This is a genomic window from Lutispora sp. QWL-02, assembly GCF_058315355.1.
In genome coordinates this window covers 960,587-976,873 of the sequence record NZ_CM177762.1, presented here as the reverse complement: position 1 = coordinate 976,873, position 16,287 = coordinate 960,587, and the positions used below count along the sequence as shown (strand labels likewise).

Here is a 16,287-nt window from a genome sequence, read left to right as displayed (position 1 = left end):
TATTTAAAAGTATTGACATAACAAAATCAAGGCAAATAATACTATCTGCCTTGACCCTTATACCTAGTCTATTTTGTACCTCTCCCTAATGTATAAACACCTTTATAATCTGGATCACCAAGGCTCGGCTGTACTAATCCTTTAATAAAGTTACGTGTGTAATACAAATCAATAGCGGAATATAGTGGTATTATAACACACTTGTCCTTTATTAAGATTTCTTCTGCACGCTTGAACAGTTGTGTTCTTTCATCATTGTTTGTGGAAAGACGAGCTTTTTTTATCAACTCATTATACTCTGCATCGTTAAAGCCGTCAGCATAGTAGCCGCCTTCAGCATAGCAGTCTAAGAAGGTGCTGGGATCATTATAATCAGCATTCCATCCATTATTGAACAATTGGAATTCCCCTTTATCAACCTTGTCATAGGCTACGTTCCATTCCATCATCTCTATTTTTAGATTGAAGCCTATTTTTTCTCTGAAAACCTGCTGATACCATTCTGCTTCTTGCTTGGTCCTCTCATCGCTGCCTCTCATAGTAATGGAAATTTCAGCTTTTGCTGGATCCGGATTCAATCCAAGTTCTTTTAGTCCTTCTATGAATAATGCTCGAGGATCTGATACTTGACTAATAAGTTGCTTTGCAAATTGTGGATTTCCAGCTTTGTTTTGGTATTTTTCGTCACCAATCTTGTTTACTGGAGGAACATAATGGTAGCCAGGTATGGATTCTGATTTTACTATATCGCTTATATAAGCTTCTCTATCGATACATGCAGACAATGCCTGTCTTATCTTGGTATTCTTTAAATATTTATCTTTTAAATTAATCTGAAGGAAATCAATTCCTTGAGCTTCAAGCTTCTGTACATCAAAGTAACCTGTTTCGTCAAATTTCTTTTTCCAATCTGCATCAGATACTCCACTGACATCGTAATCGCCTGTTAGTAGTGCTTGCATTCTTGCACTTGATTCATCAAGCATATTCCACACCATTTTATCAAGATAAACATTATCCTTATCCCAATAATTTGGATTCTTCTCATATACTAGCTTGCTATCATGTACCCACTCTTTTAATATGAAAGGTCCATTGAAAACAAGCTGTTCAGCTTCTGTACCATATTTATCGCCGTATTTCTCAATAATGTCTTTTCTCTGGGGTTTAAGGCAAGTAAAGTAGGCCATTTGTTCAAAATAGGGAATAGGATTCTTTAATTTAATGACCAGTGTTTTTTCATCTGTAGCTTTTACCCCAACCTGATCAATTGTAGCCTTGCCAGTATTGAATTCCTCGCCATTTAAAATAAACATGTTGAGGAACCAGGCGTACTTACTTGCAGTTTTTGGATCAAGACATCTTTTGATGGCGTATTCAAAATCCTCAGCTTTTACTGGAACGCCATCGCTCCAAAGTGCATTGTTTCTTAAATGGAATGTCCATTCTGTACCATCGGCATTGCTTTCCCATTTTTCAGCTACGCCTGGTTCAATTTTATCACCATCAGGTGTTCCTTGAACTCTGGCTAAGCCTTCGAAAATTGGTGCCATGCAACGGAATGTACTATTGTAGCTTGTTTTTGCGGAGTCAAATGTCTCAACCTCTGTGCCACGTCTATATAAGACTTGTTCTTTGTCCATGGTAATACCATTTACCACTTTAGTGTTTTCAGCAGCAACCGGTGTGTCACCACCTGCCGGTTGAGCCGGCTCCTTTTTACCGCATCCGGTAAGAATTAACGAAAGAATAAGTACAAGTGCCAGCAACGATGCAAATACCCTTTTACTCTTCATTTTGCAACCCCCTAAATTTTATTTTTATTCAGCATGCAGCTGAAAATTTAAACTTAATAATATTTATTGTATTTAGAACAGATGACATGCTACAAAATGTTCCGGTTGGATTTCCTGAAGCTGTGGCGTTATTTCGCCGCATATAGGCTTCGCATAACGACACCTCTGCATAAATCGGCAGCCAGGCTTCGGATTTATTGGGCTCGGTATCTCCCCTTCAAGCTTAATCCTCTTCTTATTGCGTGATAACCTGGGATCCGCTATAGGTATTGATGAAAGTAACGCTTGTGTATAGGGATGCTGAGGATTGTCATATAGATTACTGCTAGTTGTAAGCTCTACCATTTGCCCCAGATACATTACACCAACCTTATCCGATATATGTCTGACCATGGAAAGATCATGAGCAATAAATAAATAGGTCAACCCTAAATCTCTTTGCAAATCAATCAGTAAGTTTACAATTTGCGCTTGTATGGAAACATCTAGGGCTGAAATAGGTTCATCACAAACGATAAACTGTGGCTCAATAGCCAGCGCCCTTGCTATTCCTATTCTTTGCCTTTGCCCGCCGGAAAACTCATGGGGGAACCTAGAGGCATGCTCCTTATTCAATCCGACTAGTCGCAAGAGCTCATATATTTTGTCCATCCTTTCCTGTTTAACATACATCTTATGTATATCAATGCCCGAAGCAACGATATCTCCTACGGTCATCCTAGGATTCAAGGATGCATACGGATCCTGAAATATGATTTGGGCTTTTTTGCTCAATTCCTTTTTGTCTTTACCCTTCAGATTATTAATATGTTTGTCTTCAAAGTAAATATCGCCGCCGGTAGCATTATAAAGGCCTATTATAGTGCGGCCGCAGGTTGTCTTCCCACAGCCCGACTCCCCGACTAATCCCAGGGTCTCTCCTCTATTGATGTTAAAGCTCACATCATCTACTGCTTTTAAAATAGAATTGCGACCAATTGTGAAATATTTTTTTAGACTTTTTACTTGTACTAATGGCTTATCTTGTGGCATTTGCTTCACCACCCGTCTCAAATATTGATGGTGCACTAACCTTTGGCGCATCCTGATGTTTGAGCCAACAAGCGACCTCTTGCGTATCGCTTAACTTGGTTACCACAGGCATTTCTTCCAAGCAAATCCTCATACAATATTCGCATCTTGCTGAGAAGGGGCATCCTATTGGAGGCTGTATAAGATCAGGAGGCGTCCCTTTCAATGAGCATAATCTCTCTTTGCTTTGCAAACCTATCCTGGGAATAGATCTTAGTAAAGCCCAAGTATATGGATGCTCCGGCGAGTAAAATATTTCATCCACAGTACCTCTTTCTACAATAGTTCCGGCATACATTACCTGAACCCTATGAGCTACATCTGCAACAACGCCCAAATCATGAGTAACTAATATAACCGCCGTTTTGAATTCTTCCTGCAAATTCGCAATTAAATCCATGATTTGTGCTTGTATGGTCACATCAAGAGCTGTTGTAGGCTCATCAGCAATAAGAATGCTTGGATTGCAAGCAAGTGCAATTGCTATCATAGCACGCTGCCTCATTCCTCCGGAAAATTCATGAGGATACTGCTTTATTCTGCTTTCTGCATTAGGTATATTAACGACTTTTAACATGTTTAGGGCTTCATCAAGGGCATCCTTTTTTTTCATACCCTTGTGAATAATGAGATTTTCTGCAATTTGTTCGCCTATTTTTGCAGTAGGATTTAAAGAAGTCATGGGATCTTGAAATATCATAGAAATTTCAGAGCCTCTAATAGCTCTTAGTTCCCTTTCCTTCATTTTTAAAACACTATTACCTTTGTAACGTATTTCAGAACCTTTTTTTATTTTGGCTTGAGGCGGCAAAAGTCGTAGAATAGATTTTGAAGTAACAGTTTTGCCGCAGCCTGATTCACCAACAATTGCCAGGGTTTCACCCTTATTAAGGCCAAAACTTACTCCTCTAACAGCTTGCACTTCTCCAGCATAAGTTTGAAAAGATACATTCAAGTTATTTACTTCTAATATTTTTTCCATTCTCTCGCCCTCCCATCACTACTGCCTCAGCTTAGGATCTAACGCATCGGTCAGTCCGTCACCCATAAGGGTAAAGGCTAGCATAGTCAAGCTAATAAAGAGGCAAGGATAAAATAGCATATAAGGATAAAACATAAGTTTTTGTTGCGCTGCAGCTGCTAATGCGCCCCAGCTGGTGTCAGGCGGAACAACCCCCAAGCCAATATAGCTTAAAAAAGCTTCAGTAAATATAAACCCTGGTACAGACAATGTTGCACGAACAATTATAATACCAAGAACATTGGGCAACATATGCTTGATAATAATTCTAGAAGGACCGGAACCCAAAGCGCGCTCTGCATGAATAAATTCCATTTCCTTAAGCTGCATAACTTGTCCTCTGACTAAGCGTGCCGTATTATCCCAAGCAATAACAGTCATCGCAAAAACCAAGGCAAATACGCTTTTGCCCATTATAAGCGAAATCAATATTACTACGACAAGATATGGTATACTGCCAATAATTTCAACAATGCGCATCATAATGTCATCGACAATGCCGCCGAAGTAACCTGATATTCCTCCATATAGTGTTCCTACTAAAACTTGAACCATCGTGCAGCAAATACCGATGATAATAGATATCCTGCCGCCTATAGCAACCCTAACAAACAAGTCTCTTCCCAGTTCATCCGTACCAAACCAATACTTGGCGCTGGGAGATAGATTCTTATCAACTGTATTAATTTTTGCAAAATCATTTGGACTAATCATAGGTACAACAAGAGTAAATATTCCTATAGCTATGAGCAGTATTGCTGCTATCACAGCCACCTTATTCTTTTTAAAACGACGCCATGAATCCTGCCAGAAAGTAATGCTTGGTCTTAGCATAGCTTCAGCTTTACTATCATCGCAGCCTATAATATCAAATCTATTTTGTAAATTAGTTCCTGCCTCTGACACTTCTATTCCCTCCCGCCTTTAGCAACTCTTATTCTTGGATCTACTAATCCATAAATGATGTCAACAAATATAAGAGATATTATATATAGTACTGCAACAAATATTGTCAGCCCCATAATCATCGAGTAGTCATTCAAGTTAACAGAATTGACGAAATAAGCACCTATGCCGGGAACAGCAAACATCCTTTCCACTACAAAAGCTCCTGTGAAAATAAATAAAATATTTGGAGCTATTAAAGTTACCATAGGAATCATTGCATTTCTAAGAATATGTTTGAAAATTAAACGAAATGTTGAAACGCCCTTTGCTCTCGCAGTTACTATATAGTCCTCATTGACTACACTTAAGGTGCTATTTCTCATATATTTACTATATGAAGCTATTCCTCCCAATGCTAAAGCAATACTTGGCATAATAGTATGTTTGAATTCTCCCCAGCCAAACAAGGGAAGAATGTTGTGCTTAACAGCACAAAAATATTGAAGAAGTGATGCGAATACGAAGCTTGGAACACAAACACCCAGAATAACCAGAAACATAACAAACTGATCAACCCATTTACCTCTTTTCAATGCAGCAACAATTCCAAGAAGCAATCCAAATACAATTTCTATCACTGCGGCTTGAGCACCGATAACAGCGGAAGTAGGCGCATAATTAATGATTGTGTCATTGACGGTTCTTCCGGTATAGATGAGAGATTCGCCGAGATCTCCCTTGGTGATCAGTCCTTTTAAATAGTATATATACTGTATATGCATAGGTTGGTCTAAATGATATTTGGCCCTGAAATTAGCATATGCTTCCTTTGGCAAATGCTTTTCACCTTGCGCCATGGGATCTCCCGGTATAGCATGAATCAGAAAAAAAGTAATTGTGATAATTACAAAAATTGTAAAAATACCATAAAAGGATCGCTTGATTATAAATTTAACCATGATATTCTCCTTTCAATGTTATTATTATGTATATAGAAAAGGTTTTCTATTATAATATTATTAATTATATTCTATATATATTAAAAATATCCTTCATATTTTTTGCAAATACCATAATCTCTAGATATTTTTAAATATTAGTAAAACACCGGGTGTAAAAATACATATCCTTTGTTTTCTGTGATATAAAGCAAAGTCTTCCCTATACGATTATAAAGATATTATTATAATTATAGTAAACCTTTTCTGTTTGTTCTGTATATCTTGAATCAGTTATTATAGCCCTGCTGCTGAAATTCAATAGCAAATATGAATCTGAATTGGTAAAGCCGCTAAGATATATGATATTTGCGTCTTTTTGAAGGAATATGCCATCCAGATTCTTGCATTGGAGTATCTCAATAATTTTTTCTATTCTCTTTCCCAAGAATTATCATTCATTAAATATTCTCGGAGTATTAACAGATAATAGCTTCACTAGCTTATTAGTTCTGTTTCTCCAAGTATGAGGTTCTGTTGCTTCGTAATGAGCACTATCACCGGGGTATAAAACATATTCTTCATCCTTATAGTATAAAGTTAAAATCCCTTCCAGCACATATATAAATTCTTCTCCTTCATGTGGTGCCTTAGCCGGAGATCCTTCTTCGTCACAAGGCAAAAGAGTTACCATCATCATTTCCAAATTCCTGTCAGGTATTTCTCCTGATAACTTGGAATATATAAAAGAAACCTTATCATGTTGAAAGTATTCCTGTTCATAGCTCTTAAGAACTATGGGGCGGCCTTTTTTAGGGGGGCTGAAGAATACTGACAAATCTACCTCCAAAGCTTCTGCTATGTTTTTAAGAGACAATATGGCAATAGAGGTAAGCCCTCTTTCTACTTGAGATAAAAAGCCTACGGATAAATCCGTCTTTTCGCTTAGATCCTTTAAGGTCATGTTTTTTTCATTTCTTATTTGATTTATTTTCTGGCCTATTTCCTCTTTCATTCCTGCACCCCTATACTATAATCATATTTCTGTTTGAATTGTTAAATACTCTTGCACTATCTCCATCCACCATCACTATGTCTTCTATTCTCATACCGAATTTACCGGGAATATATATGCCTGGTTCAATGCTGAAGCACATGCCTGTTTTTAATATCTGCTTATTCCCGCCTTTTATATAAGGGGCTTCATGAACTGCTAATCCAATGCCATGTCCTGTTCTGTTTATGAAGTATTGACCATAGCCTTCTTTAGTGATTATATCTCTGGCGACTTTATCCACTTCTTCTGCTGTTATTCCTTCCCTCACGGCTTTCTTGGCTTCAGTGGTGGCCCTCAGACATATCTCATAAACCTTCTTTTGCTCCTCTGTGGGTTCCCCTACAAATACTGTTCTGGAAGTATCGGAGCAATAGCCCTTATATCTGCAGCCAAAATCCAGCACAACCAAATCTCGCTCCTCTATTATTCTCCTGTCGCCGTTATAGTGGGGCTTGGAGCTGTTTGGACCCGAAGCAACTATTGGATCGAAGGAAAGCTCTTCTCCGCCTAGTTCTATCAACAATTCTTTTATCTTATTAGCGATCTCTCTTTCTGATGCACCAGGCTTGATAAACTTTATAATTTCTTCAAAGGCTTTGTCCGCTATTTCTCCGGCTTTGGTCATATATCCAGCTTCTGCATCATCTTTTCTCAGCCTTAATTCTTCAAATATTATAGCTTTGTTTACATATTCAGCCTTTATTAAGCTTCTCATATCGATGAGATCAATAGCTCTTATTCCATCATTTACTGCTATTACTTTTTCACTAAGTACATAATCTAATTCCGCCCTTTCAAAGGCACCCATGACTCCTCCGCCATCAGACCATTTGTAGATATGAGCCTCTTCTCCTAAAGCTTCCCTCACTTCTTCATAATATAATTCAGGACATATGAAGAACCATCTTCCGTCAGACAAAAGAAAAAAACCCCTGAATCTTTCATCTGCAAAAGGCTTGATTCCGGCTAGATATTCTACATCATGACCGGGTCCCATCAGACATCCGTCTACCCCATAGTTTTTCAATAATCCTATCAAATGATTCAATTTTGTTTTACTAAGCACAATCATCATCTCCCTAAAATACAGTTTTCTTAAAATATATTCTATATATATTAAATTTATCCTGCAGCATTTACGTATTACTTAATTTTTATAATTTAATAGTATTTTGAAGTAGATGGAGCTTAGCGCCGTTTATCCCCCGCAATAAAGAAATAGTAGTATTGGCAGTTTGACTATCAGGTAAATAAGTTAAAATACTAACTTTATATTAATCTTATAGAGCGAATTAATTCTTTACTGCAAAATAAGATAAACATAGATTTGTTTATCTATATTAAAATTACTCCCCAAACATAAACAGCTATATTTAGGGGTTTTAACTTAGTTAATCAGTTTTAAAATCCCTTATGCTCCGTTCTTTCTATTATTTCATTCTGCAAGGCTTCTCCCAGATCATTGAAGTAATCGCTGTAGCCTGCAACACGGACTATCAGGTCCTTATAGTTCTCCGGGTTCTTCTGTGCATCTCTCAAAGTTTTAGCATCTATAACGTTGAACTGTATGTGATGGCCGTCCATCCTGAAATATGCCCTGACGAGCTGAGCCCATTTCTCCAGGCTTTCCTCGCTGCCGACTACACTCGGGGAGAATTTCTGATTGAGGAGAGTACCTCCGGTTCTCAAATGATCCATCTTTCCGGCAGATTTGATAACACCGGTTGGGCCTAGCCTATCTGTACCTTGAACCGGGGAAATGCCCTCGGATTGAGGCATGCCCGCTTTTCTTCCGTCTGGTGTTGCTCCTGTAACCTCTCCAAAGTAAACATGGCAGGTCGTAGGAAGCATATCTATCCTATAGGTGCCGCCGCAAACTGTTGGTCTCCCGTTTACTTCATCATAATAGGCATTGAAAACCTCCTTCATTATATCATCAGCATAGTCGTCATCATTGCCATACTTTGGTGTTCTGTTGAGGAATAGCTGTCGTATTTCTTCCCTGCCTTCAAAGTTTTTGTCTAAAACATCCAGCATTTCAGCCATAGTTAGCCTCTTGTCATCAAACACATGCTTTTTTATAGAGGATAAGCTGTCCGTTATGGTTCCTATGCCCACACCCTGCAGGTATCTGGTATTGTACCTGGCACCGCCTGCATTATAATTTTTAGCCTTCTTTATGCAGTCATCGGTTATTATAGATAAGAAGGGGCAGGGCATATTGTCGATGTAGAGCTTTTCCATGACATTGTTGCCCCTGATCTTTATTTCTATGAAATGGTGAAGCTGCTTTTTAAAGGCTTCAAACAATTCATCATAGGATTCAAAGCTTCTCGGATCGCCTGTCTCTATGCCGATCTTCTTGCCTGTCCTTGGGTCCAAGCCGTTATGCAGTGTTATTTCCATTACCTTTACCAGGTTGAAATATCCCGTGAGGATGTAAGCCTCTTTGCCGAAGGCCCCTGTCTCGACACAGCCACTGGTGCCGCCGCATCTTGCGTCCTCAATGGATTTTCCCGCTCTCAGCATTTCCTCTATTACGGAATCCGCATTGAAGATCGAAGGCTGGCCAAAGCCGGTTTCTAATATTTTCAAGGCCCTCTTCAAGAATTTATCCGGATTCTTCTTGCTGAGCTGAATGTTGGAGCTTGGCTGCAGCAGCCTCATCTCCTGTATGACATCCAGAACCATATAGGTCACATCATTTACTCCGTCTGATCCATCGATAGTAAGACCGCCGTTGTTTATATTTGCAAAATCGGTGTAGGTTCCGCTTTCCTTCAATGTAACTCCAACCTTTGGAGGAGCAGGCTGATTATTAAACTTAATCCAGAACAATTGAAGCAGTTCTTTTGCCTTATCATCCGTAAGAGTGCCTTCCTCAATGCCTTTTTTGTAAAAAGGATAGAGATGTTGATCCAATCTGCCCGGGGAGAAAGCATCCCATGTATTGAGCTCAGTAATTACGCTGAGGTGAACAAACCAATACATCTGAAGGGCTTCCCAGAAATTTCCCGGAGCATTGGCAGGTACATTTGTACAAACTTCTGCGATCTGCAGCAGTTCTTTTTTTCTTTTTTCATCCTTTTCTGCCGCTGCCAGCTCAAGAGCTTTATCTGCGTGTCTTTTGCCAAAGGTTATTATTGCATCGCAGCAAATGGTCATGGCTTTTAATTCTTCATGCTTCGAAAAGGCTTCAGGATCATTTAGAAAATCAAGCTTAGCAATTTCTTCTTTTATATCCTTTTTGAAATCCAAAAACCCTTTTTGATACATTTTTCCGTCAGCTACTGTATGTCCCGGAGATCTTTGCTCCATGAACTCGGTGAAAATTCCGGCACTATAGCATTCCTTCCACTCTTCGGTCATATTGTTCAGGAGAAGATCTCTCATGGCTTTGCCTTCCCAATACGGTATTATCTCTTCCCTCTGAACCTTTTTAGACTCTTCCGAAACCTTAAAAAATACCTTATCCCTTTTATCCATTACTTCAAAGTCTTCTATAGTGTGGCAGCAAAGCTCGGGATAAGTAGGAGTAGCCTTAGGCGCCGGACCTCTCTCCCCGACTATGAGCTCATTATCATTTATGCATATGGACTTGTCCTGGCACAGTTCTTTGAAAACCATGGCGCGAAGAACAGGGATAGAAACCTTACCTTGATATTTCTTGTATGCATTTGTAACGATCTGAGCTCTTTCGATGGACATAGTGGGTACTGCGTCAAGGCTTTTCTGTCTTAAATCTCTGACTCTTTCATTCATAAACTCTAACCCCCAATTTTTACTTTAAATCCAAATGCTTTTAGCTTTTGAGCTATCTCATCCATTCTGTCATCGGACGGAGTCTTTATATCAGCAAGGCTGTATTCTGAGCCCAGCCTTTTATACTTTTCCATTGCTATATTATGATATGGCAGAAGATTTATCTGCTCAATGCCGTTTAATGCGGACAGAAACTTTCCTGTCTCCTCCAAATTGGCATCGTCATCATTGATTCCCGGAATAATAGGAATCCGTATAAAAATCCTCTTTCCAAGCTTGGTCAATTCTTTCAAATTATTAAGCATCAGTTCATTTGAAACCCCTGTATATTTTTTATGCTTGGCCTCATCCATCATCTTCAGATCATACAAAAAGAGATCTATGAATCCGCTATGCTCTCCGAGGATATCTTTTTTTACAAAGCCGCAGGTATCAACCGCTGTGTGTATGCCCTTTTTCTTGCAGCTTTTAAGCATTTCCAAAAGAAATTCAGGCTGCATAAAAGGCTCGCCGCCCGAAAAGGTAACTCCACCGACCGATTCCTCATAGAATATATTGTCCTTCTCTACTTCTTTTATCACTTCTGCTGCTGTCATAGCTTTGCCGGCCATCTCCACGGCTCCGGCATAGCAAACCTCTGCACAGCTGCCGCAGCTGATGCATTTTTTAATATCGACTTTCATCCTTTTATCTTCTATCGCTATGGCCCCGGTAGTACAAACCTCTGCACATTTACCGCAACCAATACATCTGTCGGGAAACCTTACCATCTGCCGCTTAACCTGCTGGCTCTCCGGATTATGGCACCACCAGCATGTCAAGGGACAGCCCTTCATGAAAACAGTTGTCCTTATTCCCGGGCCGTCATGTATAGAATATTTCATTATGTTAAATACACAGCCTTCCACGCTATCACCTCATCTATATTTTATTGCAAATAATGTGCCAATCTTCGCATCTTGCGGGAATAGGCTGATTTAGTTATTTTAATATTTAGAAAAATATAAAAAAGGCACAAGAGTACGCTTTTTAGTACTACAGGTGCCTTTATTTACATTTCTGGTACGGTTTTTGGTACTATTCACTTTCTTCACCGCAGCTTTTAATACCTAGTCTCTTAAGTTTGCCATGGAGAGTCTGTTTTGGTATTTTAAGCATCCTGGCAGCTTTTGCGCAATTTCCGCCCGCTTCATCTATGGCGGATATGATTACAGATTTCTCATACTCTTCTACAGCGTTTTTCAGCCCCACGCCTCTAGGTATCTCCGGCTTTTCTTTTTCTTTAAACACCGGAGTCTGACCAAATATGCTGTAATATTGCAAATCTGTGAGATCTATATGATCTCCATCGGTAAAGTTCATGGCGCTCTCTATCATGTTTTCCAGCTCTCTCACGTTGCCTGACCAATCACTATTGAGAAACCTATCATGAACTTCTCTGGTCACACCTTTAATATTCTTATTCATTTTTTGATTAAAAACCTTAATAAAATGATTTGTAAGTATGGGTATATCCTCTTTCCGTTCTCTGAGAGAAGGAACATATAGGTATATCACATTGAGCCTGTAAAACAAATCCGGCCTGATTATATTATGCTCCAGCATCATATTAGGCTCCATGTTGGAAGCGGCAATTATACGTACATTCACCTCTTTGGTATCTGAGCCTCCGATCCTTCTTATGACCCCATCCTGAATAACTCGCAGAAGCTTTGATTGAAGCTCAAGATTCATAGAGTTTATTTCGTCCAAAAAAAGGGTACCTCCATCTGCCAGTTCAAAAAGCCCCGGTCTATCCTTTGCTCCCGTAAAGCTTCCCTGAGCAGTTCCGAATAATATGCTCTCAAGAAGGTTTTCCGGCAAAGCTGCACAGTTCTGTGCAATAAAAGGCTTGCTGCGCCTGCTGCTGAGATTGTGCATGGCCTGAACGACGAGCTCCTTGCCTGTACCCGTCTCCCCATATACAAATACCGAAGAATTGCTGTTTGCCACCTTTTTTGCTTTGTTTTTCAACTCCAGTAAAACTGTACTCTCTCCTACGATGTCGGAAATGGTGTATTGAGTACCGTTGAGTGCTTTATGTCCATCACGTTTTGTGTAAAGCTCGTTTTGGAGCATTAGAACTTTTTCCGACAGCTCCCTCACAGTTGTGAGATCCTTAAATATTTCAAAGGCCCCTACAAGCTCCCCATTATCAAATACCGGTATGGTAGTGCTCAAGATAGAAACGCTTTTTCCTTTATAATTGACATAGTTTTGCACCTGATCGATCACAGGCTTTCCGGTGGTCAAAGCTTTATAGAAGGTGCTATGGTTCTTATCCAGATGGGGAAATACTTTAAATAAATTTTCTCCCACCGCCTCATCAGGATCAAAACCCGTTATCTCTGTTGAAGCTGCTTTGTAAAAAGTGATGGTAAGGTCTGCATCCAGCACTATTATGCCTTCCTCCAACCTGTCCAATATAAGTTGTTTTATCTTGCTTTGATCCATGACTAAGCCTCCTTATGAATTGTTATGGTCAGCTCTGCGCTAAGAGCAATGTGCTGCAGGAATATGCTACCCATATAATAACATATTATAAAGCTAATCGGTCAAAACAAAGCATCTGAGAAATAGTTAAGCAAAAAAATCACCCTGCTGGTCTGCAGAGTGATAGGAAATACTTATATCAATAGGTGATCGTATTTTGCGGGCTGACTTTATCACTCTATCTCAAAATTGCATGTTACTACTGCTGTAATCTCTTTATCTATGGTTGAAGTATCATTGATACCATAGTCCGAAACTTCGGTAGAATACAAAGGAGTGATCTGAAAAACTCCCACCCTGGCCGAACGCAATGTGCCTATTTTGCTGCCGGTGCCATCGGCGATTTGCATTGCCCTGTTCTTTGCATCTGCTGTGGCTTCCCCCAACATATCGACTTTCAAATCAGCAATCTTTGTATAGTAATATTCAGGCGGATAGGATTGGAATTCTACTCCTTCATTGATCAGGTCGGTAGCCTCTCTGGATATTGCAGTTATCTTCTCCACATCGCTGGATGTGATTTCCACCCTCTGCTCCAGCCTGTAGCTCGCGATTTCATTGCTGTACATGCCGTTTGGCAATACCACGTAATAAGGATTGGTAGATATGGATGATATGATTATATCCTTCTCATCTATCCCCTTGCTTACGAGATGCTTCTTTACCTTTTCCAAATCCAGCTTCAGCTTGGCATAGGCATCAGCAGTTTGTGCCGACTGAGCCGAAAAGCTTCCACGCCATGTGACCAAATCCGATTTTATCTGTTTCTTTGCCGAGCCGGTAACAGTTATGGTTTTATCTCCTGCCTTCATCTTTATGATACCATTTGTTACGATTGTTGAAGATAGGATTATCCCCAATGCCAGGATAACTGCTATTAATGACCACACCAGATTGTTTTTGTTTTCTCCGTTCATAATGATACACCCCCTATTTTATTATCAATGTTGAAATGCTTTATCCTGCTCCCATATGTCATTATTATTAGACACAAAAAGTTTAAATAGAGTTCCCAATTTAAGCAGCAAATAATATATAATATTTAGTACTAAAAAGAAAAACCGACACAACGTATCGGTTATACTGGCCTGCGCCTAAGTGTCCTAATAGAAACCTCATGTTCTCCAAGCAGTTCATGAATTGATTTGTTGTCTTCTATCATGGCATCCAATTTTGCATTAACTTCTGTTCTAAACTCCATCAGACTAGCAGTATGATTTTTTATTCCTGCTACTTCTTTTTTGAGATCTGCTACTTCAGTTTTTATGCCTGCTACTTCAGTTTTTAGATCTAACGCTTCAGCCTTTACGTCTTTTACCTCGGACTCAATTTTACCAAGCTTTTCTACTACAAATTTTTGGAATTCTTCGTTTGTCATCTTTTCAACTCCTCTTTGTAGTATTTTTCTCATTTAAAGTATAGCATACATTTTCTGGTTTATCCAATAGTAAAATATTAGATGCATTATTAGATCTCTTATGATCTGTTTTCCCCAATTATTCTAGCTTCTAGATACTGAATTAACTCTCCAAGGGGAATATTCTTCTCCTCGGCCTTCATCATATCCTTCAGCTTCACAGTCTGTGACTTCAGCTCCTCTTCTCCCATTATGATGACATAGGGAATTTTTTCTTTGTTGGCATAGTCAAGGCTCTTCTTCAGCTTTCTGCCGGTCATTTCTATATCAACATAGAATCCATTGCGCCTGAGCTCTTGGGCCAGCTTCATTGACTCCACCTCTGTACCCATGGGAATTATATAGAATTCTACGGGTGATCTGAAGCCATCTTTATTTTGTATGGACAATGCAGTATAAATCACATCAAGACCGAAGGATATGCCTACTGCAGGATATTCTATTCCGTTATCCAAAAAGCCTCCGATGATGCGGTCATATCTCCCCCCTCCTCCAATGCTGGAGGTAATACTGCCGTCACAAAGGAATATTTCATAAACTGTACCTGTATATATATCAAGACCTCTCGCCAGAAAAGGATTGAGCCTTGCTTTGGATCCAATACCCATAGCATCGAGATAAGCCCCCAATTCTCCCAATTCCTTTACACCCTCGGCAATCATGGGATTGCTGCTATTGTTTCTGAAATACTCCAGCGGGTCACCCTGTGAGTATTTCAAAGTTGAAAGCAAGCTTGAGATGATCTCATCTTCTATGCCTTTTTCCATGAGTTCCTGACGCACTCCCTCTTCGCCTACCTTTTCTATCTTATCCAAAGACAGTATGACTTCATTTATGCTTTCTTCCTTTACATTGGCACTGGTGATGATCCCCGATAGAAGCTTGCGGTTGTTATATGACACATAGGCATCAAGCTCCAGCTTCTCAAATACCTCCACAGCCATGGCCATGAATTCGGCTTCTGCAATGACCGACTTTACTCCCACCATGTCCACGTCGCACTGGATGAATTCACGGTTTCTCCCTGTTTTTACCGGGCCGTCTCTGAATACCTTGCCTATTTCATACCTTTTAAAGGGAAGTCTCAGGTTCGGATTCATGCCTACTACTTTTGCAAAGGGAACGGTCAGGTCATATCTTAGAGCGATATCACGGTCTCCCTGATCCTTCAGCCTATATACCTCTTTTAAAATCTCTGCACCGCCTGCATACTTGGAGGCCATTACATCATAGTAGTTGAGAATAGGAGTCTCTAGGGGCAGATATCCATATTTCTCAAAGGTATCTTCCAATGTTTTTCTAATCTTGTTTCTGATATATTGCTCTTCCGGCAAATAGTCTTTCGTACCCTTCAAATTGCGAAGCTTTAATTCCATTATAAATTCCTCCTTAAAGATTATCATAGTCAATTTTTTACTGGGAAACCCTACGGTTCATAAAGTTGAGCCTTACATTTCCACTGTTTTGGAAGCTATACTTTCTTGCCTGTTAAAAAAATAAAGAGCTATGCAGAGTTTATACCTGCACGGCTCTTTATGATATCAACACCATCGCAGGCACAAGCACAATCAGTGCCTGCACCTACGGATTATTTCCTAGCTGCAAGCACGCTTCCTATGATGGTGGATATGATTATTCAGTTTTGAAATAATAGTGCAAATCATAGTGCGCTTCTCCTTTATCGCTTTTAATAGATAATACCATTGCGGTCCCAAAACTTCAAGCTGCCCAAGGATATATGCTCCAGTAGGAAAAGAATATATAATATGGCTTGAAACAAAGAATAAGGGAGGGGGATTCTACTT

14 protein-coding genes are annotated in these 16,287 nt (G+C 39.6%); all 14 read right to left on the bottom strand.

Features of this window, described 5'->3' with window-relative positions:
- Positions 1–68: 68 nt before the first annotated feature.
- The 14 genes from AC4HCY_RS04350 to AC4HCY_RS04285 all read right to left on the bottom strand — a co-directional run bounded on the left by AC4HCY_RS04350 (position 69) and on the right by AC4HCY_RS04285 (position 15,858).
- A complete protein-coding gene (locus AC4HCY_RS04350; protein WP_323431047.1) occupies positions 69–1,796 on the bottom strand; it encodes a peptide ABC transporter substrate-binding protein in 1,728 nt (575 codons plus the stop codon).
- Positions 1,797–1,868: 72 nt separating this feature from the next.
- The gene (locus AC4HCY_RS04345) at positions 1,869–2,828 is read right to left on the bottom strand and encodes an ABC transporter ATP-binding protein (protein WP_323431048.1); all 960 of its coding nucleotides are present in this window, start codon (positions 2,826–2,828) and stop codon (positions 1,869–1,871) included.
- Positions 2,815–3,849 carry an ABC transporter ATP-binding protein gene (locus tag AC4HCY_RS04340; protein WP_323431049.1) on the bottom strand — a complete coding sequence of 345 codons (1,035 nt, stop codon included), beginning with the start codon at positions 3,847–3,849 and terminating at the stop codon, positions 2,815–2,817. The genes AC4HCY_RS04345 and AC4HCY_RS04340 overlap by 14 nt, the downstream gene beginning before the upstream one ends.
- A gap of 18 nt (positions 3,850–3,867) precedes the next feature.
- Positions 3,868–4,722, bottom strand: coding sequence for an ABC transporter permease (locus tag AC4HCY_RS04335; RefSeq protein WP_323431198.1), 855 nt, complete (start codon positions 4,720–4,722; stop codon positions 3,868–3,870).
- Positions 4,723–4,796: 74 nt separating this feature from the next.
- The gene (locus AC4HCY_RS04330) at positions 4,797–5,735 is read right to left on the bottom strand and encodes an ABC transporter permease (RefSeq protein ID WP_323431050.1); all 939 of its coding nucleotides are present in this window, start codon (positions 5,733–5,735) and stop codon (positions 4,797–4,799) included.
- A gap of 202 nt (positions 5,736–5,937) precedes the next feature.
- A complete protein-coding gene (locus AC4HCY_RS04325; protein ID WP_323431051.1) occupies positions 5,938–6,162 on the bottom strand; it encodes an aminopeptidase P family N-terminal domain-containing protein in 225 nt (74 codons plus the stop codon).
- 6 nt (positions 6,163–6,168) lie between these two features.
- Positions 6,169–6,729 (bottom strand): helix-turn-helix domain-containing protein, encoded by a 561-nt coding sequence (locus AC4HCY_RS04320; RefSeq protein ID WP_323431052.1) that lies wholly within the window; start codon positions 6,727–6,729, stop codon positions 6,169–6,171.
- Positions 6,730–6,739: 10 nt separating this feature from the next.
- Positions 6,740–7,837: an aminopeptidase P family protein gene (locus tag AC4HCY_RS04315; RefSeq protein WP_323431053.1), complete on the bottom strand. Its 1,098-nt coding sequence runs from the start codon at positions 7,835–7,837 to the stop codon at positions 6,740–6,742.
- Between the two features lie 335 nt (positions 7,838–8,172).
- Entirely contained in the window at positions 8,173–10,533 is a 2,361-nt protein-coding gene (hypD, locus tag AC4HCY_RS04310; RefSeq protein WP_491095470.1) for a trans-4-hydroxy-L-proline dehydratase, read from the bottom strand.
- Positions 10,534–10,538: 5 nt separating this feature from the next.
- Positions 10,539–11,441: a trans-4-hydroxy-L-proline dehydratase activase gene (locus AC4HCY_RS04305; RefSeq protein WP_323431055.1), complete on the bottom strand. Its 903-nt coding sequence runs from the start codon at positions 11,439–11,441 to the stop codon at positions 10,539–10,541.
- Between the two features lie 169 nt (positions 11,442–11,610).
- The gene (locus tag AC4HCY_RS04300) at positions 11,611–13,026 is read right to left on the bottom strand and encodes a sigma-54 interaction domain-containing protein (protein ID WP_491095469.1); all 1,416 of its coding nucleotides are present in this window, start codon (positions 13,024–13,026) and stop codon (positions 11,611–11,613) included.
- A gap of 212 nt (positions 13,027–13,238) precedes the next feature.
- Positions 13,239–13,982 carry an SIMPL domain-containing protein gene (locus tag AC4HCY_RS04295; protein WP_323431057.1) on the bottom strand — a complete coding sequence of 248 codons (744 nt, stop codon included), beginning with the start codon at positions 13,980–13,982 and terminating at the stop codon, positions 13,239–13,241.
- 161 nt (positions 13,983–14,143) lie between these two features.
- A complete protein-coding gene (locus AC4HCY_RS04290; protein ID WP_323431058.1) occupies positions 14,144–14,443 on the bottom strand; it encodes a hypothetical protein in 300 nt (99 codons plus the stop codon).
- 98 nt (positions 14,444–14,541) lie between these two features.
- Complete coding sequence (locus AC4HCY_RS04285; protein WP_491095468.1) at positions 14,542–15,858, bottom strand: histidine--tRNA ligase; 1,317 nt, start codon at positions 15,856–15,858, stop codon at positions 14,542–14,544.
- Positions 15,859–16,287: the final 429 nt, after the last annotated feature.